This window comes from Paenibacillus terreus, from assembly GCF_042138595.1.
GTDB classification, from domain to species: domain Bacteria; phylum Bacillota; class Bacilli; order Paenibacillales; family Paenibacillaceae; genus Paenibacillus; species Paenibacillus terreus.
This window is the reverse complement of record NZ_JBHIRX010000001.1, coordinates 783,342-808,701: the sequence shown is the minus strand read 5'-3', so window position 1 is coordinate 808,701 and position 25,360 is coordinate 783,342. Positions and strand designations below refer to the sequence as shown.

The 25,360-nt window shown below is 53.0% G+C and carries 19 protein-coding genes; 7 read left to right on the top strand and 12 right to left on the bottom strand.

The genetic code is table 11. The annotated features are described in order from the left end of the window. Positions 1–24: 24 nt before the first annotated feature. Positions 25–909: a LysR family transcriptional regulator gene (locus ACE5KN_RS03705; RefSeq protein WP_375525237.1), complete on the bottom strand. Its 885-nt coding sequence runs from the start codon at positions 907–909 to the stop codon at positions 25–27. 120 nt (positions 910–1,029) lie between these two features. Between ACE5KN_RS03705 and ACE5KN_RS03700 the strand changes: the two genes are divergently transcribed. Beyond that, on the top strand, positions 1,030–1,926 hold the full coding sequence (locus tag ACE5KN_RS03700) for a DMT family transporter (protein ID WP_375525236.1): 897 nt from the start codon (positions 1,030–1,032) through the stop codon (positions 1,924–1,926). Between the two features lie 127 nt (positions 1,927–2,053). Here the strand turns inward: ACE5KN_RS03700 and nirD are convergent, their stop codons facing one another. Further along, positions 2,054–2,398, bottom strand: a complete 345-nt coding sequence (nirD, locus tag ACE5KN_RS03695; protein ID WP_375525235.1) for a nitrite reductase small subunit NirD — start codon at positions 2,396–2,398, stop codon at positions 2,054–2,056. Positions 2,399–2,456: 58 nt separating this feature from the next. After that, on the bottom strand, positions 2,457–4,904 hold the full coding sequence (gene nirB / locus ACE5KN_RS03690; RefSeq protein WP_375525234.1) for a nitrite reductase large subunit NirB: 2,448 nt from the start codon (positions 4,902–4,904) through the stop codon (positions 2,457–2,459). Between the two features lie 463 nt (positions 4,905–5,367). Between nirB and ACE5KN_RS03685 the strand changes: the two genes are divergently transcribed. Beyond that, on the top strand, positions 5,368–5,946 hold the full coding sequence (locus tag ACE5KN_RS03685) for an ANTAR domain-containing response regulator (RefSeq protein WP_375525233.1): 579 nt from the start codon (positions 5,368–5,370) through the stop codon (positions 5,944–5,946). Between the two features lie 21 nt (positions 5,947–5,967). Further along, positions 5,968–7,038: an anthranilate phosphoribosyltransferase gene (locus ACE5KN_RS03680; protein WP_375525232.1), complete on the top strand. Its 1,071-nt coding sequence runs from the start codon at positions 5,968–5,970 to the stop codon at positions 7,036–7,038. Between the two features lie 60 nt (positions 7,039–7,098). Here the strand turns inward: ACE5KN_RS03680 and ACE5KN_RS03675 are convergent, their stop codons facing one another. Together ACE5KN_RS03675 and ACE5KN_RS03670 are read right to left on the bottom strand one after the other, a co-directional pair. Beyond that, positions 7,099–8,232, bottom strand: coding sequence for a M20 peptidase aminoacylase family protein (locus tag ACE5KN_RS03675; protein WP_375525285.1), 1,134 nt, complete (start codon positions 8,230–8,232; stop codon positions 7,099–7,101). Positions 8,233–8,284: 52 nt separating this feature from the next. Next, positions 8,285–9,085, bottom strand: coding sequence for a MurR/RpiR family transcriptional regulator (locus ACE5KN_RS03670; protein WP_375525284.1), 801 nt, complete (start codon positions 9,083–9,085; stop codon positions 8,285–8,287). A gap of 179 nt (positions 9,086–9,264) precedes the next feature. On the opposite strand from ACE5KN_RS03670, the gene ACE5KN_RS03665 reads away from it, so the two are divergent. Beyond that, positions 9,265–10,686: a YfcC family protein gene (locus ACE5KN_RS03665; RefSeq protein WP_375525231.1), complete on the top strand. Its 1,422-nt coding sequence runs from the start codon at positions 9,265–9,267 to the stop codon at positions 10,684–10,686. Positions 10,687–11,228: 542 nt separating this feature from the next. Here the strand turns inward: ACE5KN_RS03665 and ACE5KN_RS03660 are convergent. From ACE5KN_RS03660 to nadB, 4 genes are all read right to left on the bottom strand, one after another. Next, a complete protein-coding gene (locus tag ACE5KN_RS03660) occupies positions 11,229–12,257 on the bottom strand; it encodes an acyltransferase family protein (RefSeq protein ID WP_375525230.1) in 1,029 nt (342 codons plus the stop codon). A 113-nt stretch (positions 12,258–12,370) separates the two neighbouring features. Beyond that, entirely contained in the window at positions 12,371–13,477 is a 1,107-nt protein-coding gene (gene nadA, locus ACE5KN_RS03655; protein ID WP_375525229.1) for a quinolinate synthase NadA, read from the bottom strand. Positions 13,478–13,516: 39 nt separating this feature from the next. Then, complete coding sequence (gene nadC, locus ACE5KN_RS03650) at positions 13,517–14,347, bottom strand: carboxylating nicotinate-nucleotide diphosphorylase (RefSeq protein WP_375525228.1); 831 nt, start codon at positions 14,345–14,347, stop codon at positions 13,517–13,519. Then, positions 14,329–15,915 (bottom strand): L-aspartate oxidase, encoded by a 1,587-nt coding sequence (nadB, locus tag ACE5KN_RS03645; protein ID WP_375525227.1) that lies wholly within the window; start codon positions 15,913–15,915, stop codon positions 14,329–14,331. The genes nadC and nadB overlap by 19 nt, the downstream gene beginning before the upstream one ends. Positions 15,916–16,025: 110 nt before the next feature. Between nadB and ACE5KN_RS03640 the strand changes: the two genes are divergently transcribed. From ACE5KN_RS03640 to ACE5KN_RS03630, 3 genes are all read left to right on the top strand, one after another. Beyond that, the gene (locus tag ACE5KN_RS03640) at positions 16,026–17,162 is read left to right on the top strand and encodes an IscS subfamily cysteine desulfurase (protein ID WP_375525226.1); all 1,137 of its coding nucleotides are present in this window, start codon (positions 16,026–16,028) and stop codon (positions 17,160–17,162) included. A 25-nt stretch (positions 17,163–17,187) separates the two neighbouring features. After that, positions 17,188–17,727, top strand: a complete 540-nt coding sequence (locus ACE5KN_RS03635; RefSeq protein WP_375525225.1) for a transcription repressor NadR — start codon at positions 17,188–17,190, stop codon at positions 17,725–17,727. Positions 17,728–18,049: 322 nt separating this feature from the next. Next, positions 18,050–19,393 carry a lytic polysaccharide monooxygenase gene (locus ACE5KN_RS03630; RefSeq protein ID WP_375525224.1) on the top strand — a complete coding sequence of 448 codons (1,344 nt, stop codon included), beginning with the start codon at positions 18,050–18,052 and terminating at the stop codon, positions 19,391–19,393. A 305-nt stretch (positions 19,394–19,698) separates the two neighbouring features. On the opposite strand, the gene ACE5KN_RS03625 is transcribed toward ACE5KN_RS03630, so the two are convergent. The 3 genes from ACE5KN_RS03625 to ACE5KN_RS03615 form a co-directional block, all read right to left on the bottom strand. After that, on the bottom strand, positions 19,699–21,078 hold the full coding sequence (locus ACE5KN_RS03625) for an alpha-L-fucosidase (protein ID WP_375533044.1): 1,380 nt from the start codon (positions 21,076–21,078) through the stop codon (positions 19,699–19,701). Positions 21,079–21,085: 7 nt separating this feature from the next. Further along, positions 21,086–22,597, bottom strand: a complete 1,512-nt coding sequence (locus tag ACE5KN_RS03620) for an extracellular solute-binding protein (RefSeq protein WP_375525222.1) — start codon at positions 22,595–22,597, stop codon at positions 21,086–21,088. 151 nt (positions 22,598–22,748) lie between these two features. Further along, a complete protein-coding gene (locus tag ACE5KN_RS03615; RefSeq protein ID WP_375525221.1) occupies positions 22,749–25,028 on the bottom strand; it encodes a helix-turn-helix domain-containing protein in 2,280 nt (759 codons plus the stop codon). Positions 25,029–25,360: the final 332 nt, after the last annotated feature.

Below are 25,360 nucleotides of genomic sequence, written 5' to 3'. Positions count from 1 at the left end.
AAGTGAAAAGGGCCTTGTTACATTTTATGAACAGACTTGTTGGATCTGCTCGTCGGCGCGCCGCTCGATCAACTCCATAAACCGGTTAAACGCGCTGGTGCGGAAGGCATTTTTACGGTATGCAAAATAAATGCTGGATCTACGGTAGTGCTCCGGGATCGGAAAGCACTGCACTTTGCCGGCCTTCTCCCATTCCCGAACAGAAGAGCGTGTCAGGAGCGAAACGCCAAGCCCCGCCGCCACCCCGCCTATAATCGCCTCCAGGGTGCCAAATTCCATAATATTCAATGGGGTCACCTTCTCCTCGCGAAGCCATTGCTCCAGTCGTTCCCGGTGGGCACAGCCCACGCCAAAAAACAGAAACGGTCTTTCCAGAAGCTGCTCCAAGTTTTCATCAGTGGGTTCGGAGACTAGCACAAGTTCCTCCCTGAACGCGCATATCGCCTCCAGCTCAGGATGCTCAAGCGGTCCGCTGATAAAAGAGGCATCCAATTCGTAATTCAATAAGCTTTCGACCATCTTCGAAGTATGGCCCGTAACGAGCGACAGCTTGACCTCGGGATATTGCTTGTGATAATCAAGCATGATACCCGGCAGATGCACTGCAGCCGTCGTTTCCAGCGAGCCAATCCGCAGCGGACCAGAGGGCTCCTCCGAATATTGGGTTGATTTAACTGCTTCCTCCAGCAAATGCGTGATTTGATCCGCGTATTTCAGCAGATTGCTCCCCGCGGAGGTTAGTGCGACCCCACGGCTCTGCCGGTAAAAGAGTGGGGTGTTCAGTTCGGATTCGAGCTGGCGGATTCTTGCCGTAACATTGGATTGCACATAACCTAAGAGTGCCGCGGCCCTGGTAATGTTGCCTTCACGGGCTACCGCCTGAAATATTTTCAAATCCCCGCTTTCCATAGTGTACTCCTTTCAGAACCATCATTTTAAATGATGGTTTATATCTTTAATGATTATTTTACAAGATATCTGTGTTGAAATAAACTGGGAATACATTTTCAGAAAGGAGGTTGACGTTTCATGAGTAATTCCCGGATATGGATTCTAACGCTGTTTACGATGCTCGTAGCCGGGCTTAATTTTCCCCTCGGAAAAATATCGCTTTCTTACGGGTCCACCTTTGTGCTTCTGGGAATACGTTTCGTTGGAGCAGGGCTGTTGATGCTTCCTTTCATATGGGGACGGCCGCATCCGCGCAGTGCAGCCTCCTGGCTGAAGCTTGCCGTCATCGGATTATTTCAATCCACGCTTGTGATGGGCTTGAACTATTTAAGCATGAGAACCATTTCTTCCGGAAGTGCCTCCATTTTATCTTCCAGCAACCCGATCTGGTTCATTGTTTTCAGCTTTCTTCTATTTAAAACACGCTACCGTTCGATGCAATGGGCAGGTGTGGTCATCGGGTTCGCAGGTGTGGCAATGACGCAGGGATTTGCCGTGGAGATGCAAAGCGGGTTCTGGTTATCTCTTGGAGCCGGTATGGCGTGGGGCATGGCCACCCTGCTTACCTCTCGCTGGGGCAAAGAATTCGACACCTGGGTGATGGCGGCGTACCAGATGCTGATCGGCGGAGTGATTTTATTCATTCTTGGTCCTTTTGTGGAGCATTCGTCACTTATTTGGGACGCAGCCAATCCGTTCAAGGAGCTGTTCGTGCTGGGATGGATGATTCTCATCAGCTCTATAGCCCAATTCGTAGCCTGGTATTATGTGCTCAGCAACAGTGATCCGAACAAAGCAAACGTGTATTTATTCCTGATTCCGTTGTTTGGCGTGCTATCAGGCTGGCTGATCCTGAAGGAGCCGCTGCACTGGTACACTATGGCAGGAGCCGTAATTATCGGCATCGGCATTTATCTGGTAAACCGGCCTGCCGGAGAACGGTCCCGCGCTGTTTCTGTGGCAAAGGGGGCTTAAAGGGTACCGACTGGTACAGCACCTGCAGGTTATACGACAGTTGTGAGTAAACATGCAAAGGGGTATCCTGACAGCCAAACGGCCAGCAGGATACCCCTCATTGCTTCTCCACGCTGAACAGTCCTCATCACGTCCCCGAAGCTGACTGCAGCACTTCCTTTTCCACCAAAATAAATACGCTGCCCTGCTCGTCAATTTCCGTGCCGAACGTGGTCACACAGCCTTCATCCGGCGCTTGGACAAGCCCGCTTGCCAGATCGATTTTCCAATCATGCAGCGGACAGTGCACATTCGTGCCGCACACCATGCCTTCCGACAGCTTCCCGGCTTTATGTGGGCAACGGTTTTCCAGTGCTTTAATGCTTCCGTCATCTAAACGGAATACGGCGACCTCCAACTCCCCCATCCGGAACGTTCTCGCTCCTCTGAGGTCGATTTCCTGTATGCTCGCTATCCGGATTTTCTCCTCCATGCATGCTCCCCCTTAAAGTTTTGTGAGCGTTACTGCCCTGATATCTCTTCGTACAAAACTACCTCGGAAGCATACGCTCATTCACCGTTTGCAGGCCGCCCAGCGGCTCAAAATTTTTGCGCAGCTCGGGATTCTCGATGATTTCCTTCCACGGATCGGTCGTATAGCTGAGCGTTTCCGTGATTCTGGCCACCAGAGCTTTCCGTTCCTCCTCGTCTGCCAGCGCCGCCTTGATCGACTCCAGGCCTACTCTTTCCACCCAGTGCGCTGTGCGCTCATTCCAGCTCGCCTGCTCACGGTAGTACTGCAGATAAGCGGCCGTCCACTCGATGACCTCTTCCTCCGTTTTCACCGTGCACAACAGCTCTGCCGCTCTCACCTTGATGCCTCCGTTGCCGCCGACGTAGAGCTCCCAGGCTCCGTCGATGGCTACGACACCCAGATCCTTGATCGTCGCTTCCGCACAGTTTCGCGGACATCCGGAGACGGCAAGTTTAACCTTCGCGGGCGCATTCAAACGCTCGAACGCCTTTTCAAGCTTGATGCCCATACCCATCGCATCCTGGGTCCCGAAGCGGCAGAAAGTATTGCCGACACAGGTCTTTACGGTGCGCAGTGTTTTGCCGTAAGCGTGTCCTGACGGCATATCGAGCTCCGCCCAAATCCCTGGAAGATCCTCTTTCTTCACGCCAAGCAGGTCAAGCCGCTGTCCGCCTGTGAATTTCACAAGAGGCACATTGTATTTCTCAGCGACGGCGACAATTTTCTTCAGCTCCCCCGGAGAAGTTACGCCGCCGTAAATACGGGGCACTACCGAATACGTACCGTCTTTCTGAATGTTGGCGTGGTAGCGCTCATTGGTGACACGGGATTCTTTCTCGTCCTTGTACGTACCGGGCGAAATCATGCCCAGATAATAATTCAGCGCAGGACGGCATTTGGAGCAGCCTCCCGGCTCATCCCAGCCCAGCACATTCATAACCTCTTTCACCGTGCTCAGACCCATTTCTTTGATGCCGCTGATGATCTCTTCACGGGACAGCTTGGTGCAGGAGCAAATGCCTTCTTTCACACCTTCTCCCGCTTCATCACCCGCATAGAACTGCAGCAAGCCTTCCACGAGCGGCTTGCAGCCGCCGCAGGAAGCGGACGCTTTCGTGCATGCCTTGATCTCCCCCACCGTACGGCAGCCGCCGGCTACCGCCTCGCCGATCATCTGCTTGGTGACTCCGTTACATCCGCATACAATCTCGTCATCCGGCATTTGCTCGAATCTGGCGGTCCCGGAACCTTCAGCTTTACCGGCCGGGAAGCCGAGCAGCAGTTCTTTTTCTCTGCCTGCTACGGATTCACCGGATTTAATCAGTGAAAATAAGGAGGATCCATCGGTCGTATCCCCGAACAGAACGGCTCCGACCAGCCTGTCATCCTTAAGCACAATCTTTTTGTACACTTCATCAATTTCGTCCTGGTAGCGCAGAGACCGCAGCCCGGGCGCATCCTCGAACAGTCCCGCCGAGAATACATCCACACCGGAAACCTTCAGCTTGGCGGATGTAACCGAGCCTTCATAACCAGCCGTCTCCATTCCCGCCAGACGCTTCGCAAGTACGGTGCCCTGCTCATATAACGGCGCCACCAGCCCATACGTAATCCCTCTGTGCTCTGCACATTCTCCGACAGCATAAATATCAGGCACATTCGTTTCCATAAAATCGTTCACGAGGATTCCGCGCCCGGTACCGATGCCGGCCTCCTTCGCCAGCCTGATTTCAGGCTGAATGCCCACGGCCATCACAACCAAATCGGCCTTCTCGAAGCTGCCATCCCGGAATACAAGGCGTTCCGCCCGTTTATGCCCTTCAATCGCCGCCGTCTGGCACTCCAGCCGGAAGGTCATTCCCTGCCGTTCCAGCTCGCCCTGCAGCATAAGGGATGATGCCGGATCAAGCTGGCGGTTCATCAGATATTTGCTGTTATGAATGACGGTGACCTCCATGCCGAGGTTCAGCAGTCCCCTTGCCGCTTCCAGGCCCAGCAGTCCGCCGCCGATAACGGCCGCCTTGCGGTATTTTCCCGCCGCATCCATCATCGTGTGACAGTCCTTGATATCACGGAAGCCGATTACGCCCTCCTTGTCTGCTCCCGGCAGCGGCAGCATAAACGCTTTCGAGCCCATAGCCAGCAGCAGAACATCGTAGTCCGCTTCACGCCCGGAGGCGGATTTTACTTTCTTGTGTTTAATATCGATCCCTGTTACCGGGTCACCGGTATATAATTGGATGTCATTCTCCTCATACCAGCTCCAATCGTTGATGACGATATCCTCCAGACCGGTACCGCCCGCAAGCACGGAAGAAAGCATAATGCGGTTATAGTTCGGATAAGGCTCCGCGCCAAAAATCGTAATATCATAAAGCCCGGGAGCCACCTTCAGCACATGCTCTATCGTTCTTACACCTGCCATTCCGTTACCGATCATCACGAGCTTCTTTTTATTCTCCATGAGACTTCTCCCCTCCGTAAATCCCCATCTTTTTGCTTCTTAAAAATGAAAAAAGCCCACTCCACCCTGCAAACATCTGTTCACAAGTGAAAATGGGCTTCGTTGCCGCTTGTTATGGATACGCCATTGTATCCGATACGTAAATTTTAAATTATTGGTTCAAATATATACGCATTCGGAGTTCATGTCAATATTATTGACGTAAAAAATGGCCGAAACATATATTTTAGGATAAACTTATGTTTTTTCAGATATCATTTATCACATTTCAAAAAAGAAGATTGCTTTTTCATTAAAAAGACAGCAAAATAGGCAAAAGGGTATGTCATATTTTCTATCTTGATTCACAAAACGCACTTCGGAAGCAGAGGCTTCGGTGCTGAAAACCTGACTTTTTGAACACGCACTTTAATACAGTATGGAGACCTACTAAGTCATCATTTACAGGAGGGGGAGCCTCTTCATGCGATCATTTTTGGTCATTGATGTTCAGAAAAGAGATCATCCGAGTGGCGCGGGTCCGGAGGCGATCCTGGAAGCTCACGGTTATCAGGTGTTCCTGGCCTGTGACAAAACCTCGGCAGGTCAAATTCTTCAGGACGCCGATGCCGCTATTCTGCATCTGCCTGTCGCATTAATCCAGATGTGGGGTACGGAGTTGACAGCGAAAAAGGAGATGCCGCTTTTTTGGTGGTGCAGCGCGGATGCGGCTCTTTCCTCCACGGAAGATTGCGAGGTCGATGTGTCCATCGACGGAATCCTGACTCCCGGCATGAAGGAGCATGAACTGAACTGGGCGCTTCATTTCGGGTCCAAACGCTTTTTCGAGCGCAAGCAGTGGAAGAGTGAGCGGGACCAGCTAAAAGCCAGGCTGGAGGAACGGAAATGGATCGATATGGCTAAGGGCATTCTGGGCGAGGTCAACGGCATTCCCGAAGCTGAAGCCTACGAACTGCTGCGCAAGAAAGCCATGAACGAACGGAAAAGAATTGTGGACGTTGCCGTTTCCATTGTAAAGGCTCATCAAATGCTTAAGGCATAGCTCATAAGGGGGAGATTGGATATGACTATGGTTGAATTGCTGAAGGAAGTCGGTCGCGGCAAGCGCGGAGCGCGGGATCTGACCTATGAGGAAGCCGCTGCCGCCGCCCGCCTAATACTCACACAAACGGCAAGTCCGGCCCAGATCGGGGCCTTTTTTACCGCTGAACGGATCAAGATTGAAAGTGTGGATGAGCTCAAAGCGTTCGTGGATGTATGCCGCAGCTTTGCGAATCGTTCCGGTGAGCGGCAAGGCATCGATTTCGCGGGTCCATATGACGGACGGACCTCGACGTTTATGGCGACTTTTGCATCGGCCTTTATCGTGGCCTCCTGCGGCCTGCCTGTCACGCTGCACGGCACGGAGCCGCTGCCGCCGAAACGGGGCATCACCATCCCGATGCTGCTCAGGGAGATGGGGATCGACAGCGCCCGCGTCCCGCGCCGGCAAGCCGCCGCGGCAGCAGCAAATACCGGAGTGATGTTCGTCTCCTCCGAGCAGGAATGCCCGCCGCTCGGCAGACTGCGCCCGCTCCGCGAGGAATTGGGACTGCGGACCGTGCTGAATACGGCGGAGAAGCTGATTGATTACAGCTGCTCACCATATCTTGCATTCGGGGTATTCCATAACACGGTCTTTGAAAGAACCGCCAAGCTGCTCGTTAAGCTCGGCTACCGTAAAGCGGTGATTGTGCAGGGCTGCGAAGGGTCCGAGGACCTGTTCATTGACCGCCCGACCCGGACTTATTTTGTGGAAAATGGCGCAGCCCGGCTGGAGCTGATCGATCCGGAGATGTTCGGCCTCGAAAGCATCCTGCCTGAGCTGTCCTGGACGCCGGCCCTCCAGCTTGAGGTGACGGAGCAGGTCCTGAACGGCACCGGCCATATGGCGTTTACGAATCAGGTGCTGCTCAACAGCGCCGTGCGGCTATTTATCGGAGAACGTGTGCAATCGATCGAGGAAGGAATTTACACCTGCAAATCCGTGCTCGAAAGCGGGACTGCTTGGGACAGCTATATACGGTGGAAAACGGCTATGCTTGACGGTCAAATAGCTGCTGCCCCCTCCGCTACCACACGCTTGCTCAGCTAGGATATGGCAAAAAAATGGCTGCCTTCAACCCTTTGAATGGTTGGGGCAGCCATTTTTCTGTTATACAGTTACAGCCTCATTTTGCAGCGTGTTCAGGATGACCCTGGCCAATATTTCAATTCCGGTATACATCGCATCATGCTCAAAGCTCATATGCGGATGATGCAATCCTGGGGCCAGACCGCAGCCCAAACCGAGCATGGTCGCTTTCACATGGGGCAGCTTGATAGCTACCTGATGGAAATCATCCCCGCCTGTTGTTAATAGCGCCGAGGCCGTGTTCTCCTGGCCAATCACCTCAGCAATAGCAGCAGCCATATAATTCTCCGCTGTCGCATCCACCTGTGCCGCCGCAAGGCCATGTGCGATTTCCAGCTCAATCCGTGCACCGTACCGGCTGGCGACCCCGTTCACGGTTTGCTGGACTTTCTCGACAAGCTCTGTCATCGCTTCATTGGTTTGGGCACGCAGGTCCAGGGTAAAACGTCCCGTACCCGGAATAATGTTGCGGGTCTCACCGGCATGCATCGTGGTCATTTTCACGGAATAAGGAATACGCGGGTCCAGGTGGATATGACCGAGCTCCTGCACGATGGATGACGCCACCTCAATGGCGTTAATCCCAAGATGCGGCCGCGCCGCATGGGCTTCCTCTCCATAAATCACACCGGTGACTCCGCGGCTGGCCCCGTGGCGGATGGAAGAAGCGGCTTTACCTGCAGGCAGCTCCTGCACAGGGCGCAGGTGCACACCGTAGTAATAATCGATATCCGACAAGGCCCCTGTTTCAATTAAAGCCAATGCCCCTTGTGCAATTTCCTCTGCAGGCTGGAAAACAAAGCGGATGGTTCCTGCCGGCAGGTCCTTCATTTGGGTAAGCGCGATCGCGGCCCCGATCACCATGGTCATATGCGCATCATGGCCGCAGGAATGGTTCGCACGGAATTCTCCGTTCACCTCCTGCCACAGCGCGTCCATATCCGCTCGCACGGCGACGACCGGTTTGCCTTCCCCAATCTCCCCGATCACACCCGGGCAGGAATCAAAGGTCCGTGTCCGGCAGCCGAGCTTATCCAGCCACTCCTTTACATATTTGGTGGTATTGACCTCTTTCATGCTGATTTCCGGATTGGCATGCAGGTGCGCAAATACTTCTTTAATCGTTGCACGGTATTCTTCAGGCAATAATGGCATAATCATCATCCCTCTCCCTCGTCATTGTCGCACGGCAAACAGGCATCCACGTTTACTGTGTGTAAAACTTGCGGATATGATGGCCTTCGGTCATTTTTACATTCTGATCATTGTGCTTGGCAAGCTCCATAATAATCGAGTTCATGATAGAAAATATAACGGGTGACATCTGAATAATGGATCTGATCGGCAGCTCGAGAGAAAATACAATATCTGCATGCGGAACGATCGGCGCCGTTCTGGAGTCGGTAAATGCAATGACGGTAATGCCCTTCTGCTTGGCCTCCTCGGCAATCCACAGCGGTTCCAAAGCATACCTGTAGAAGGAAAAGACGATCAGCACACTCTCCCCCGTCAGATGGTTCAGATGAATCTGATCCTCGGGACGATACAGCCTGCATTGAGGCTTGAGCAGCCCCAGCGAAAACGCAAACCAGTGCGCCATGGAAAAGCTGAAATGGACGCCAGCCACTACAATCTGGTCTGCATTGTCCAGCAGCTGCACCGCTTTGTCCAGATCCTCCGGGGAAATACTTTGCGAGACACGCTCGATATTCGCCTGATCGGCCCGCATCATCTGCTGAAAATAATGCAGTTCCTCCGTTTGTCCCTCCCCTTTCAGCTCATGGATGTCTGTGTAAATGTTATATACCGCCTGCCGCACCGCCTGCTGAAGCTCGCTGTAACCTTGATAACCGAGGGCAACGGCCAGTCTGACAACCATCGTTTCACTGACTTCAGCCAGTTCCCCGACCTTGCGGGCGGAATGGGCTGCGATGGCGGTGGGATTGGAAAGCAGCAGGTCCGCTACCTTCTTCATCCCTTTCGTCAGTTCCCCATAATGCTTTTCGATTTTCTCCCGGTATGATGTCAGATTATATCACCTCAATAGCTGGTTTTTGAAGTTTTTTATTCAAAAATGATTGAAATATTGCAAATCCTTTATTATGATATAGCAAACAAATCGCCTTTTACAACATTATCTGGAAGCAAATGAACAAGCTTGATTACACAACACAGGAGGTTGACTCAATGCAAAATCCAGCCCCGCAACACACCGCACGAAAAATCAAGCTGAAAATGCCTGATGCTTATGTACTTCTGTTTTCTGTAGCATTGATATGTGCCATTGCCACATACTTTGTGCCTGCCGGCGAGTTTGATCGCGTCACCAACAATGATATCACAACCACCGTTCCGGGAAGCTATCATCAGGTTGAAAGATCACCCATTTCATTTGTCGGCTTCTTCTCAGCCATCGCCGAAGGCATGTCCAACGCTTCCTCCATCATCTTTTTGATTATGTTCACAGGCGGAGCGATTGCAGTCCTTGAGAAAACAGGCGCGATCACAGGCATGGTGCATACCATTGTGAACAAATTCCGTGAACGGCAGCTATTGTTTATCCTGATTGTCGCCGCTATTTTCTCGGTGCTAGGAACGACAGGCATTGTCGTGAACTCCGTCATCGGCTTTATTCCGCTGGGCATTCTGGTAGCGCGGGCTCTGAAATGGGACGCTGTATTGGGTGCGGCCGTCATTTACCTCGGTACTTATGCCGGCTTCAACTCGACGCTTCTCTCCCCTTCCCCGCTCGGCATATCGCAGACGATCGCCGAAGTGCCCCTGTTCTCGGGGATTGGGCTGCGCAGCATCATTTACGTTTGTTTTGTGGCTGCCACCATTATTTATTTGTATTTGTACTCCAAAAGGCTGAAAACGGAACGCGGCAGTCTGCTTACAGGCGATTGGTTTCCTAGCAAGGCGCTTATCAGTGAAGATGAGGGCTCGGAAAATGCAGTGTGGACGGCCAGACAAAAATGGATTATTGCTGTTACGGGATTGTGCCTCGCGGGTTTCTTGGCCGGCACGTTCTATCTCAAATGGGGAGACAAGGAAATGGCCGGCACGTTTGTCTTCATTTCCATCGCTGCTGGAATCATCGGCGGGCTGGGCGGCAACGGAACGGCAAAAACGTTTCTCGGCGGCTGTCAAAAGCTGGTGTATGGCGCTCTGATCTGCGGTATGGCCCGCTGTATTTCGATTGTGCTTGATGACGGCAACATTTTGGATACGATCGTTAACGGGCTGGCAAGCCTCCTGCAAGGAAATGGCCCCATTTTCGTATCGGTTGGAATGTATTTGGCAAGCGCTCTGCTGCATTTCCTGATTTCCTCGGGTTCCGGAGAATCCGTTGTGCTGATTCCTATTCTGGCGCCCCTGTCCGACCTGCTTGGCGTAACCCGCCAGGTCACCGTGCAGGCGGTCATGATGGGCGAAGGCGTAGTCAACTGCCTCAATCCTACCTCCGGTGTGCTGATGGCCATATTGGCCGCGACAGGCATTCCATATACAAAATGGCTGAAATTTATTTGGCCGCTCGCCCTGACCTGGTTTATCATCGGGCTTGTTTCCATCATTGTAGGTGTGCTGATCAAGTGGGGTCCGGTATAATTATTTCATACATCTATTAGTACAAAGAGGAGTGTCCCAAAATATCCTTAACCCGTGGGCACTCCTTTCGTTTGTTGAGAGGCGTTCCAAGGATGAACCATTACTTCAATCGCTGACCCCCCATTTATATTTGATTTTTTGGCACAAAAACCGAATCAGTGCTTGGGCGTGGAATAGGTTCGAGTACATATAAAAGTGCGATATTCTAACGGGTGTGAGCGACGCTATATGGGTAAAAACATGGAGGTACAAAATGTAATGGTTGCCAGCGAGCTTATGTCCCATTTTTCCGCAAATAAGGGGCTGTCTCGTCTAAATAAACGCGCATACGACCGTTAGAAAAGAAACCCTGGTTTTTTCGCCCGAATAAGCGATATCGCAACCGTAAGAAAGAAATGTACCGAATAGAGTTAAGTATCCATCATTAACGATGCACACACTCTTGTCAAAATATTGCATATTCCCTATCCAGTACACGCTACCAATCTGTATGGTCTCCATATTTCCTTTTCAAGGAATGCACTCCCTTTGTCGATAAGAATCTATCTGCTCATGGTACGGCTTTGGCTCCGGTTGCTTAGCGGCTTTTTAAACAATCTGTTCAGCCGCGGCTCCACCAGCCATTTAAACAAGTGACGGATACCGCCGCCAGACAGCAGCACAGTCAGCAGGATACCCGCCAACGGCAAAAGCGGCTGCAGCGCCGGATCGCGGAATAACGCGTACAAGCCGCTGGCCTTCGCCAAAAACTTGATGATGAATCCGTGCAGCAAGTATACGTACAGCGTATTTCTTCCTCCGGCGGTAATCAGCGGAAATCTGTTTTCCGGCACAAGCACCAGCACTGATCCGCCAAGCAAAACCGCCCCGGCATAAACAGCCGCCCGGTACAGGCCTGCACTCCACTCGGGATGCCCCATAGCTTCATAAGGCACGCTGCCGTAAAACCATTTCTCCTCAAAACCGTTTCCGTACAAAATCATGACCGCGGCGGCTGCCAAAACGACGATAACCGCTATACTTCGTATTAGCGGGGTCCGCAGACGGGAAATATGCTCCCTCTTCAAATAATAACCGGCGAGGAAAAACGGGAAGAAAACCAATGTGCGCGAAATACTTGCATAATACTGGGCATCATTCGCGTAACCGGCCAGAATGGCAACGATGATGGATATGGGCAGCGCATAGCGGATTTTGACAGCATAAGGCAATGCCGCTTTCCATAAAATCATGCTGAACAAAAACCACATCAGCCAATATGGCGTAAAGTAGGAAAACTTCAGTGTCTGTTCACCGAGCACGTAATAATCAAACAAAGAATACAGCGTTTCGAAAATAACATAAGGAACAACCAGCCTGCTGATCACCTTATTGGTATATTCGCCGCTGCTTAGATTTTTGCAGAAATAGCCCGATACCAGCACAAACAGCGGAATATGAAAAGCGTAAATAAGCAAATACAGCGGCCGCAAAAAAGGCTGGGAGCCAAGCGGTTCAATCAGGTGCCCGGTCACGACCAGTGCAATTAATACAAATTTCACATTATCGAAATAATAATCTCTTGCCGTCATGCGCTCACTCCTTCATTGCTGACTTAGTACCCGTTTTGCCCGGCAATGAACGCTTTTGTACGAAAAAAAAGGATACAGCCCAAGCTGGCAGCTCAGGTCTGTATCCTTACATGTTATACAATATGGAGCATTTTGTCCAAAGCCAGCACCGCTTCGCGCTGGATATGGGACGGGACTTTTACAATTCCTGCCGGGTTCCCCTGATCAATAGACTCCAGCGACCACAGGAGATGAGGAAGATCAATACGGTTCATGGTCAGGCACGGACACATATCCGGATTGAGGGAAACAATGTGCTGTTCGGGGTGCTCGCGGATGATTCTTTGTACAAGGTTCATCTCCGTGCCTACCGCCCATTTGGTGCCTGGCGGCGCATTGCGGATCGTTTCGATGATGAATTTGGTCGAGCCCGCGCAATCCGCCAGCTGCACCACTTCATGCGCACATTCCGGATGCACGATGATGCGGACTTCGGGGTCCAGCTCCCTTTGCCTAAGCACATTCTCCACCGTAAACTTCTCGTGCACAGAGCAGTGCCCTCTCCATAAAATAACTTTGATAGAATCAGGGTCCTGTTCTGTCAGCAGCCTGTTCTGATGAGGGTCCCATACCGCCATTTGCTCCAAGGGCACGCCCAGATCATAAGCGGTATTGCGTCCCAGATGCTGGTCTGGCAGGAACAGGATCCGCTGCTTCTGTTTAAGCGCCCAATCCACTATTTTGCTGGCATTGGAAGATGTTACGGTTGCTCCGCCGTTTCGTCCGACAAAAGCCTTGATCTCTGCCGTAGAGTTCACATAAGTTAAAGGCAGGATCGTGTCTTCGAACTGGAGCTGCAGCTCCTTCCACGCCCTCTCCGTCTGCATGATATCGGCCATGTCTGCCATGGAGCATCCTGCGCGCATGTCAGGCAGCATGACCGTCTGCCCTTCCGAGGTCAGCATGTCGGCCGTTTCCGCCATAAAGTGAACCCCGCAAAATACGATATATTCAGCCTCCGTATTCAGCGCCGACTGCTGTGCCAGCTGCAGTGAATCGCCGGTAATATCGGCAAATTGAATCACTTCGTCCTTCTGGTAATGGTGGCCGGGGATGAGCAGCCTTTTACCGAATTTTTCTTTTAGCGCGGCAACCCGCTGCTCCATCTCGGCTGCCGACATGTACTTGTAATGCTCCGGCATCATTCCGTGCTGCCCATTCAACGCTTCCAGAATAGACATTGTTCCTCATTCCTCTCCCATAGCTTTATTTCGTGCCAGTTATATTTTTACATCCATACTGATATCAAGACTCTGAACTGAATGCGTCAAAAATCCAAGCGAAATGCAATTTACTCCCGTCCCACGGAACAAAGGCAGACTGTCCGGGATAATGCCGCCCGAAGCCTCTGTCACGATATGCGGCGGGGTCATGGCGGCAAATGTGCGGACCGTATCCGGCGGGCAGTTATCAAACATGATGACATCCGCGCCTGCCTCAATCGCTTCCCGAAGCTGCTCCTTATCCTCGATTTCCACCTCGATCTTCACCATATGTCCCGCGGCGCTGCGGACCTTGGCAACAGCCTCCCGAATGGAGCCGCAGGCGGCGATATGGTTATCCTTGATCATGATGCCGTCATAGAGGCCAAAGCGGTGGTTATAACCGCCGCCAATGCGGACGGCGTATTTTTCAAGCATTCTTAGACCGGGAGTGGTCTTTCGGGTGTCACAGAGACGGATACTTGAATCATTGAGCCGGGAGACGCACTCCCTTGTCAAAGTCGCAATGCCCGACATCCGCTGAATGAGATTCAGCACGACCCTTTCCCCTGTCAGAAGCGACGCCGCGCGGCCTTTTAGCTCGGCAATAACGGTGCCGGGTCCCACGGGATCTCCGTCGCTCCTGCACATCTCAACCTCAATGTCCACATCAAGCAGCGCAAAGCCTTCACGAATAATATCGCTGCCCGCAAAGACGCCGCTGCCTTTACTGTGAATGACAGCTTCACAGACCTGATCTCCGAAGATCAGGGAAGACGTCAGATCGCCGTTCCCGATATCCTCTGTAAAAAAAGCCTCCAGCATGCGTTTCAGCTGTAAACGTTCCATGATTGAGCAATCCCTTCATTTTCTCTGATTTGTATGCCGTTCCGGCTGTGGATGATTTGCTTCCCTTTCCAGCCCGCATCATCGCTTACAGGAAAATCGGTTCGATAATGAGCGCCCCTGCTTTCTTCGCGCAGCAATGCAGAGGCCGCAACGAGCCTCGCGAGCTGCCATAGATGGAGGAGCTCAAGCTGTTTTTTTGTGATCTTTTGCACATGAATGGGGTCGGTTTGCACTTCATGCAGCCAGCGGCCCAGAGCCTGAAGCTCTTCCCCGCTCCTCTGGATGGAAACAGATTTACTCATGTGCCGCTGCAGCTCTTCAAGGGTGATGCGGGGGACTTCATAACAGCCGCCTCGATCCGGTGCTGGAAGGCTGTGCCCGCTCTCGCCCGTTATCCGGGCAGACACAACCTGAGCAATCCGCCCCGCCGCCCGGTTGCCCATGACCAAAGCTTCCAACAACGAATTGCTGGCCAGCCGGTTGGCTCCGTGCAGCCCCGTGCAGGCGGCCTCGCCTATTGCATACAAGCCTGGGACAGTGCTCTCGCCCCATTCATTTACGCGAATGCCTCCCATCAGAAAATGCATGCCCGGAGCAACCGGGATGCAGCCCTCGCGGATATCCACTCCCGCAGCATCACATAGGCCAGAAATCGTCGGGAAACGGCCCCGGAAATCCTGGATGCCGCTGATATCGATATGCAGGGAGTGTCCACTGCGGATTTCCTCATGCATCGCTCTCGCTACCACATCCCGCGGGGCAAGGTCACCCATCTCATGTCGCCCGTTCATAATCCGTCTGCCGTCTTCGTCCCGGATCACTCCTCCCTCACCGCGCACCGCCTCGGAAACGAGTCCATAAACAACACCATCATGCACCAACAGAGTCGGATGAAATTGAATAAATTCCAGGTCCGTAAGCTCGGCGCCTGCCTCGTAAGCCATCATCAAACCGTCGCCCGTCACCGTTGCATCATTCGTATGACGGCTGAACAGGCTGCCGCAGCCTCCGGTCGCGATGACCACGGCATCCGCCCTCATCTCGAACAGCCCCGTCTCCTCATGGCTGGCCAGCACCCCCGTGCATCTGCCCTGCTCCAGCAGCAGCTCATACACCGTAATCTGCTCCATCACACGGACATTGTCACCCAAGAGCCCCTCAAGATGCTGCACCAGCATTTTACCTGTCGCGTCCCCGCCTGCATGAAAGATCCGGTTCCTGTGATGTCCCCCTTCCCGGCCAAGCTGCGGCTCGCCAAGTTCATCAAGGTCAAAGGGAAAACGCTGCTCCAGCAGCTGTTCAATCATGCGCCTGCCGTCCTGGATTATGCCGGAGGCTACATTGACATCATTGTGTCCGCCCCCGGCGGCGAGCGTATCGGTCAGATGTTCAGCCGCAGAATCTCCCGCCTGATGGAAGGAGGCAATGCCTCCCTGTGCCAGCATGGAATTGCTGCGGCCCGTCGTGCTCTTGGTAAGCAGCGTAATCTGTATATCTTCGGGCATTGCCGCAGCCAGGGACAGGGCCGCTGCTCCGCCGCCAATCACAATTACCGATCGATAGGACATATCAACACCTCTTGTCGTCACATGTGTCTTGACACATATCTTTACACATCCCTACAATAAACTCAAGAGTTTTTATTTGAAATTTAACTTCCGTATGGAGGAGAAAAGACATGATTTATCTTGACTATGCCGCGTCGGCGCCGATCAGTGAAGAAGCCATGCAGGTGTTTCATGAATTGAATAAAGAAGTCTACGGGAATGCAAGCAGCCTGCACGACGCAGGTGGGAAAGCCGAGCATATCCTTAATTACTGCCGCAGACAGCTCGCCGCCCTGATTCATGGACATGAGGATGGAATCTATTTTACAAGCGGGGGCACAGAGTCGAATATACTTGCTCTGCAATCCGTATTAAACGGGCTTCCCGCGGATCGGAGGCATTTTATTACCACCTCGGTGGAGCATTCATCCATCCGCAATCTGGCGGCTTTGCTGCAGAGCCAGGGCTGGGGAGTTTCCATCATGCAGCCGGACGGCAACGGGCGTATTACACCTGAAATTCTGCTCAGCCATATAAGGGAGAACACGGGGCTCGTCTCCATACAGCACGCCAATTCGGAAACCGGCATCATTCAGGACCTGCAGGAACTGTCACCGCTTCTGAAAAAGCGCAGCATCCTCCTGCATACCGATGCGGTTCAGACCTTCGGCAAAATACCCGTTCATGCGGATGAACTGGGCTTTGATGTACTCACAGTGTCCAGCCACAAAGTTTACGGCCCGAAAGGCGTGGGCGCCGTGTATATTCGCCCCGGAGTCGATTGGAAGCCCGTCTACCCCGGAACCACGCATGAAAAAGGCTTCCGGCCGGGCACCGTCAACGTGCCGGGCATCGGCGCCTTTGTGACCGCCGCTGAGGCAATGGTCCGGCAAATGACAAAGCTCTCGGAGCATTTCCGGAAATTAAGATCCCATCTGTTCATGGAGGGGCACCGGCTCGGCATCCCTTTACAGCCTGTAGTGGACGAAACCCGCGTACAGGTGCTTCCTCATATTGCAGGCTGCTATTTTCTGAAAGCCGAGGGACAGTATATAATGTTAGAATGCAACCGCAGCGGGATATGCATATCCACCGGGAGCGCATGCGCCGTAGGACAGCAGAATCCGTCCCCTTCCGTCAAAGCTTTGGGGGCGTCGGATCAGGAGGCTCTGCATTTCATACGCATATCTTTCGGGCAGCACACAACTTTGCAGGAAGTGGATTCACTTCTGAGCACTCTGCATGAAACGGTGATGAACAAGCTATAGCTGTGTAAAAGGAGGATTAAAATAGATGAACGATGAGACTAAGCTAAGCGGTGCAGAGCGGAGAGAGAAGCTGCTGCAATGGCTGAAGGAGCATTCCCCGCTTACTGGCAGTGAGCTGGCCCGCAGGGCATCTGTGTCACGCCAGGTTATAGTGCAGGATATTACGCTGCTCAAGGCGAAGAATGAACCGATTATGGCAACAAGCCAGGGCTATATGTATCTGGCACAGCCCGAGGCATCCGACAGGCCGGTGGAACGGATTGTCGCCGTTCAGCACGGTCCCGAGCGGACGGAGGAGGAACTGCAGTTGATTGTGGATTACGGGGTTACGGTGAAGGACGTCATTGTCGAGCACCCGGTTTACGGTGAGATTACCGCTCCCATTCTGGCTTCCACCCGCCAGGAAGTACATGAATTTATTCTGCGCATCACTTCCACGAATGCGGCATATTTGTCAGAGCTGACTGGCGGTATTCATCTTCATACGCTGACTGCGCCGGATCAGGAACGGCTCGATCAGGCATGTCAGGCCCTGGAACGTGCCGGTTTTCTGCTGACTGACTAGTAAAAATGGACAGCTCGTTCTTCCTTAACGGAAAGCTGTCCATTCTTTATATTCATTCTTCCGCACTTTCGTCCGGATTCACATTTTTTCTCCCTAAATCATTAAAATTTATCCTTTCTTTCATCTTTTCGACTTAATATATTGAAATCAATCCTGACTATTTCAGTACTACTCCACCTTTCTTTATACATAGCCGCGAACAGACTCATTCACGCAGAAGTTCTATCTTATGAAGAAAGGGGCTGATCCAGGTTAGCAGCAGGAAATAAAATCATCTAACAGATTTTTGACGCCATCATATTAATGAAGGAGGAGAATTCTATTGACCCAAAAAGCAAAAATCCACAAAAGGCTGCGTTCTGTCGCAGTTTCGGTGTTCGTGCTGGTCTTTGTCTCGATCTCTTCAGGTGTCATTTCCGCACATGGGTACGTGGACTCCCCGGCGAGCCGGGCGCAGCTCTGCAGACAGGGCGTAAATACGAATTGCGGACCGGTGCAGTATGAGCCCCACAGCATAGAAGCGAAAGGCAACTTTCCTGCTGGCGGGCCTGCTGACGGACAAATTACAGGAGGCGGCATATTCCCCCCGCTGTTCGAGCAGACAGCAACCCGCTGGAGCAAAGTCAATATGAACGGCGGTCCCAACACCTTTCACTGGACACTGACTGCCGCCCATGCCACCAAGGAATGGAAGTATTATATTACAAAAATCGGCTGGGACCCCAACAAGCCGATTGCCCGCAGCGACCTTGAGCTGTTCTGCTCCTTCAACGACGGTGGCGCCCGTCCGTCATCCAGTGTAACGCATACCTGCAATGTGCCTACAGACCGGAGCGGATATTATGTCATTCTCGGCGTGTGGGAAATTGCGGATACCGGCAACGCCTTTTATCAGGCTATTGATGTAAATCTGTCCAACGGCGACACCGGCGGCGGACCGGATACACAAGCTCCAACCGCTCCTTCCAATCTCCGTTCCACGGCCGCAACCTCATCCTCCATCACACTTGCCTGGAATGCGGCAACCGACAATGTCGGTGTCACCGGATATACGGTTTACCGTGGCACGACGCCAGTCGGAAGTGTAGCCGGAACACTGACAAGTTACACGGTTACAGGATTGTCCGCAGGTACCCAGTATACCTTTACCGTTAAAGCCAAAGATGCCGCCGGCAACGAATCTGCAGCCAGCAACACCGTGACCGCTTCAACCGCTGTGGGACCGGAGAAGGATGAACAGGCCCCGTCTGCACCGTCAGACTTGACTGCAACTGCGATGACCTCCTCTACGATTTCACTCTCCTGGAAAGCATCCAGCGATAATGTAGGCGTCACAGGCTATAACATCTACAACGGCACCGATAAAATCGGAAGCGTCAGTGGCACTTTATTGAGCTACACAGCCTCAGGCTTAACCGCAAATACGACCTATACTTTTACGGTCACAGCCTTGGATGCCGCCGGCAATGAATCCGGCGCCAGTAATGCGGCAACTGCCACTACCCCCGCCCCTTCGACCGAAGCGCCGGATTGGGCTCCTAATACAAGCTATAATGTAAACGATCTTGTGACCTATAACGGCGTTGTCTATCAATGCCGTCAGGCCCACACTTCTCTGCCGGGCTGGGAACCGCCGACAACACCGGCGCTCTGGCTTGAGGTCTGAAATCTGATTTTGGCACACCGGGCAAAGGAGTCTGTCCCAAAAACAGCTTTCTTGTAGTAAGGGCATGGTCTGTGAAATCAAAACTAAAAACCGGACCGGGCGAGGATAAACCCTCTGGCCCGCTCCGGTTTTTTCGCTCACTTTAGTAAGAGCTGTCCAGCCTCCAAGCTCACTGTTTCAAAGAACCGAAGCAGGAAACGCCGGTTGCCGGTTGTTCCTCAGTTTCTACGCTTAGATAACAGAAGGGTTCTCAGCGCTTGTCTGGTTGGCATGCATGATCAGCACTTCTTCCACCGCCTCATCGGTTATTTCTTTGCATGTCGCGGCTGGCCGTCGGCATAGACGGTGGTCCCACGCGATCTGGCCCAATCGGCAATCCGGGAAGGATCACCTGTCCAGAGGCGCTCGCTTCCCCATTGGTTCGTCTCCGGACGGCTCTCACATTCGATGCGGATCACCGGGAACAGTTCGGTCGGACGTTCCCGTGGAAGACCTTCGATCCAGAGCACATCGCCATCCTGCCGAAACGTAAGCTCCTGTCCTGTCGTCAGCAGCGTCACGCGAACCACCGGCGTGACGAGATCCGCCAACCGCAGTACTGGACTCCCATCCCAGAACCGGATAATGAGATACAAATAATTGCCTTTCATCGTCTGCCGCCCATACGTAATAAACTCGGTCAGATTGCCGCCATCCGAGCCGTAGATCGCCTCACCGTGAACCTCCAGCCATTGTCCGATCTTCAGCGCCCGTTCCACGAATTCCGGCGGCAGCTGTCCGTCCGGCTGCGGCCCGACGTTAAGCAGTAAATTCCCGCCGTACGTACCGCCTTTCTCAGCGCACTCGCACAGCATGTCGAGCAGGACGTCGGCCGGTCGCCATCGTTCGCCGTTTGTATAACCCCACAATCGCCATGTCGTCACCTGGCTGGATTCCCAGAGCCGCTTCCCGTCCGGGACGATGACATGCTCCGGTGAACCGAAGTCGCCGAGCACCTCGGAATCTCCCGACCCGCCGCCTCCGTCCGCATGCAGCTTCTCCTCCTCGGACAGCCCGAGACGATTGTTAACCAGAATATCCGGCTGAATTGACTTCATCCGCTCCACCAGCTTGATGCTGTCCAGGTCTTCGGCGGTTCTCGGCCACACACCATCGAAAAAGAAATGATCGATACGCCCGTATTTTGTGACCAATTCCTCTACCTGGGCGTGCAAGTACCGCTTCATGTCCTCCCAGCCTTGCGGATCCTTTTCCGGTCCGTCGAAGTAAGCCGGAATTCGCCAATCGATCCATGAATAGTATAAGCCAACCCGAAGCCCCCCGGCCCGGAACGCGTCGGTGAACTCCCGCACCAGATCCCTGCCTGGCGCCTGCTTCGCGCTTGAGTAATCTGTCGTGGCCGTATCCCATAAGCAATATCCATCATGATGCCGAGTCGTTAAGCAAGCGTATTTCATGCCCGCCTTGCGGGCCGTGTAGGCCCACAGTTCGGCGTCAAAAAACACCGGGTTCCACTCGCAGGCCTCGCGGGCATATTCGGACTGGTCCAGATGCTCCCGGAACAGCACCTGTTCGCCGCGCCCGTATCGGGCATAAGGCCCGAAGTGAATGAACAGGCCGTATCGGCTTTCCGTAAACCATTTCCAGCCTTCCCGGATGGCTGGCGCCTGAATGGTCATTTTCATATCCTCCTTAACCTGCTCTCCACTCATCGAATTGCCGTTTATATTCTGCCACGACCTCATCGAGACCGGCAGCTTTCATGGCGGCGAGCATGTTCTCGTAGCCGTCCTCGTATTTCACGACACCTTGCATGACCGGATAGACACTCGTCTTCAGCTCGGCGATGCAGTTGGCGTATTGGGATGCGACGTTTGTCGGGTCGAAGGTGAAGCCGATCGCAATGCTGTTCACGGCATCGTCGGCAATCGTTGTGCGGCGCTCCAGCCGTGCCGGGTCGATATTCGTCGGATACCGGTTCATTTCAACGTGGCCGAGCAGCCAATACGGCAGCTCATAAGCTGGGGAACCGTTCTCGTTCTTGGCGAGATAGTCTTTGGTGTTCTTGCCGGTATCCTTCCAATGCACGTCCTTCACACCGTTCTGTACGAGATCCATGTTCTCCTGGCTGCTGTACACCCAATTCAAAAATTGAATAGCCGCTTCCGGATGCGGAGAGGTGGCCGATACCCCGTTGGAGTTACGGATCGCATAGGATCTGAACTTCGGCTGGTCAGCCAAATAGTAAATATCCAGCTTGGCGTCCGGGAACGTCTGTAGAATGGCATCGCTTGTGCCGACATCCCCCGGGCGGTACAGATAACGTCCGGCCAATTCCTCCTGGTTGATGACTTCCGTCGGGGTCGTCAGCAGATCGCTCATGATCAGCCCGCGCTGATACGCCTCGTTCATGTACTGCACATCTTTTTTGAATTCCTCGGTTTCAATCCAGGACTTCACGTTCCCCTGCTGATCGATGTAAATCATGTTGTCGGCAACGGTAAACGGATAGGTATCATACGTCGTATGCAGGAAGTAGGCAGGCTCCTCCAGCATTTTGATATATACGTTCTTGTTCTCCTGCGGCCAATTTTTCTGCAGCGTCTCCGCCGCATCCAGCAGCTCCTCCGGCGATGCCGGAGGCTTGAGTCCGTTCGCTTCGAGCAGATCGGTCCGGATCGTAAACATGCCGTCGTTAAAAGCAGTATCCGCCCAAAAGTTCGGCACATAGTTAATCTTGCCGTTGATTTTCGCGGATTCCCAGATCCAGTCCGGCATGGATTTTTTCAGCTCCTTGCCATACTGATCCAGCAGATCGTCGATCGGAATGATCCCGCCGCTGCCGGCAAGCACCGTCGGTCCTTTCACATCATGCATGATGGCGATCAGCTCGAATTCCTCCCCTGTCGACATCATGAGGTTCGTCTTCTGGTCCCATGCGTCCCAGGGTATGTACGTTGGTTCGTACGTAAGGTTGAGGCCGTCGGCTTCAAGCTTCTCGTTAATCGCCTTGACCACCGTGTCCAAATCCTGCGGCGCGTTGCCCGGAAGCAGGTACCGGACCGGCAGCTTGTTCCCGCCACCGCTCTCCCCGCTTGTCGAGCGGTTCTCTCCACCGGCATTGCCTCCGCCGGAGCAGCCTGCGATCACGGAAACGATGAAGAGTGCGGCCAACCATCGCACTAGCGCTTTCCTTTTTTTCATGCCTTGCCCCCCTGACTTCAAGTGGTATTGTCCTGCCGCTATAGGTACGATGTCTATCTTAAGGAGACATTGGGATGACGTATACTTTAAAATGATGGATTCCGCCATTTTAAAACGCTTGAAGTGCGTGTTCAAAAAGTCAGGTTATCTGTCACTGCGCCATTTTCTTCTCTAATGCATGCTGGCTTCGGAACTGTGCCGGCGATATTTGATAATGCTTTTTGAACAATGTATAGAAATAGGTCGTATTCAAGATGCCCACCTGCTCGCTGATCGATTGCACCGAATCCTCGGTGCTCGCGAGAAGCTCTCTCGCTTTTTCCAGGCGCACGGCATTCAGATAATCATTGAACGACAGCTCGCAATGCGCCTTGAACAGTTTGCCGACATAACTGCGGGACAGCTTGACCTCACCCGCCACTTGCTCAAGAGACATATCCGGCCGCGCGTAATGCTTGCGCACATACATCTGAATGAAATCCACGACCTCCGCATGCCGCACCGCGCCCGATTCCTCGGACAGGCTGCATAACCGCAAGGCGAGCTCCTTCAAGGCATCCGCCGTTTCCATGAGGGTCTGAAAGCGGGTAATCCTTCGTGTGAAGCGAAGGAAGAGCTCCGCGCTCTCCCGGTTTTTCACCATATGGACATTAAGCTGCTTGTATAACCCGCCGATAAATTGATTGATGAAGAACATCGCTTCATGGTATGTGCAATCCCGGATTTCCTTGATCCACAGATCGATTTCTTTCTCCAGCTTATCCCGCTGCTGCAGCTTGATCGCCTCGATAATGCGTTTCTCCCGCTTGTCCGGATACTGCGCGTCAGACCGCTTCTTCTCCGTCGCGATAACCGGGTCACAGTGGAACAGCCTGCCCTTGCCTTCGAAGAACCGCTGGCGGAAGCAGGACTGCGCATAATCGAACGATTCGCGCAGCCCGTCGTATGTCTGCGCGGCCGTCCCGATGCCGACGGTGACGGATACGCGGAGCGTGCGGAAAATCTCACTCTGCAGCTCCTCCAGCATGCCGACTGCACCGATTGGAGGCCGGTTCTGCTTGATAGGCAGGATGATCGCCACGATTCCCTCGCCGACCGCGGCTACGCTCGCTCCCTCCGGCTCCAGCATCTGCTGGGCCGCCCGGGCGACGGTGGCGCAGGAATACGACTGCAGCCCCTCGTCCTCTCCTCCCGGCGAGCCGTCTTGGCTATCAAGGAGCAAGGCCGCCGCCAGGAAATACGGCCCCCTGCCTTCCCCGGCCAAGCGGCGGAATGCCGTCTCATCGCCGCCGTTCAACAACTGCAGCACATGGGCCTGACGAGCGGCGAAAGCCTCGGATTCCATCGAACGCATCCTCTCCGTCATTTCCGCGTAGGTCGTATCCAGTATGGCGAATTCGTTGATTTGCCGCCGATTTCCCTTCATCTTCGGAATAGCGCTCATTTTATCCAGCAGGTGTCGGATCGGATTATACGCATGGTGCGTCAGCCAGATCGACAGGAAGATGCTGACGGCGAAGCAGGCCAGAGCGAGAATCAGCGCGGTCGTACGTAAAGCCTGCATGTTGAACAGCAGATTTTGATATTGGCTTACGCTGATAAACGTCCAGTTCATTTCCTTGGATTTGACGTACGTGACAACGCTCTTGCGGCCGTCAATAGAGCGGGTGAAATAGCCGCTCTCCGCTGCGGATGAAAGAATGGACTGCACATAGGACTCCTGCGAGACATCCTCCATAAAGCGGGCATGGTCCGAATGGGTAATGATCGTCCCGCTGTCGTCAATGACGTACAGGGAATCCGTCGCTTCGTTCCGGTACCCGCCAATAAGCTTCTGGATGGTGGAGGTGCTCATGTTGATTACGATGGCGCCTTTGGAGTTCACCGGCGAATAATAGCTTGGAAGGAGAACGAAGGTAATGACGTCCTCGCTCTGGTTAGAGGAATTGGCGGCCGAGATCCGGCGCGGAAACAGGTGGAAGTAGGAGGTGTTCTTGCTGTTGATCTCCTCCAGCAGCTCCTTCTCCTGCTCTTTGGTAATGCCCTTCGTATTGAGATACGTGTTATTCGAGCCGTTATAGATCCCGATCGAATGGATGAACGGATAGGTCGACTGAATTCGTCTGAGGGTGCCGAACACTCCATACTGCTTGACGGGATCGTTTCCTTTGTCCAGCAGAGCGCCCACGATTTCCTTATCGCTGAGCAGAAGGTTGCCCACATTATAGACCTGGTCACGGATCACGCTGGACACAGCGCTGTTTTGTTTCAGCATCGACTCGGAAATTTTTCCTACCTCTTTCGCGGTGCTCCAGGAGAACATCATGAACAGAACGACGGTTACGAGGGCAATCATGGCTGCCGTAAGCAAAACAAAACTGAGAAACATGTTGCGGTACACCGCATAACGGAACAATCGCTGCCGGATCATATTCTCCCTCCCTGCCATTTGGTGATCATCATGAAGCATCGGTTTTGATCCACATGCAAACAAAGTTATTGTTTTTTAGATGTCGTGTATATGTAATATATATGTTACTTTAATGATGTTTGTCTCGTTATCGAATTCGCTAGGCCTGAATCCGGATGTTACTTCATTTTATATTTGCAGCAGGCATTCATCAACATGAAAACGCATTCTTATTTTTCGCCCCTTTCCCTCCAGCCATTAGCATCATCAGCGAAAAACCTTATAAAATCAAGCATTCCCCGCCGTTCTTGGTTCAGAAACCGCCATTTTGAGTACGAAAATTTGAAGTTTTT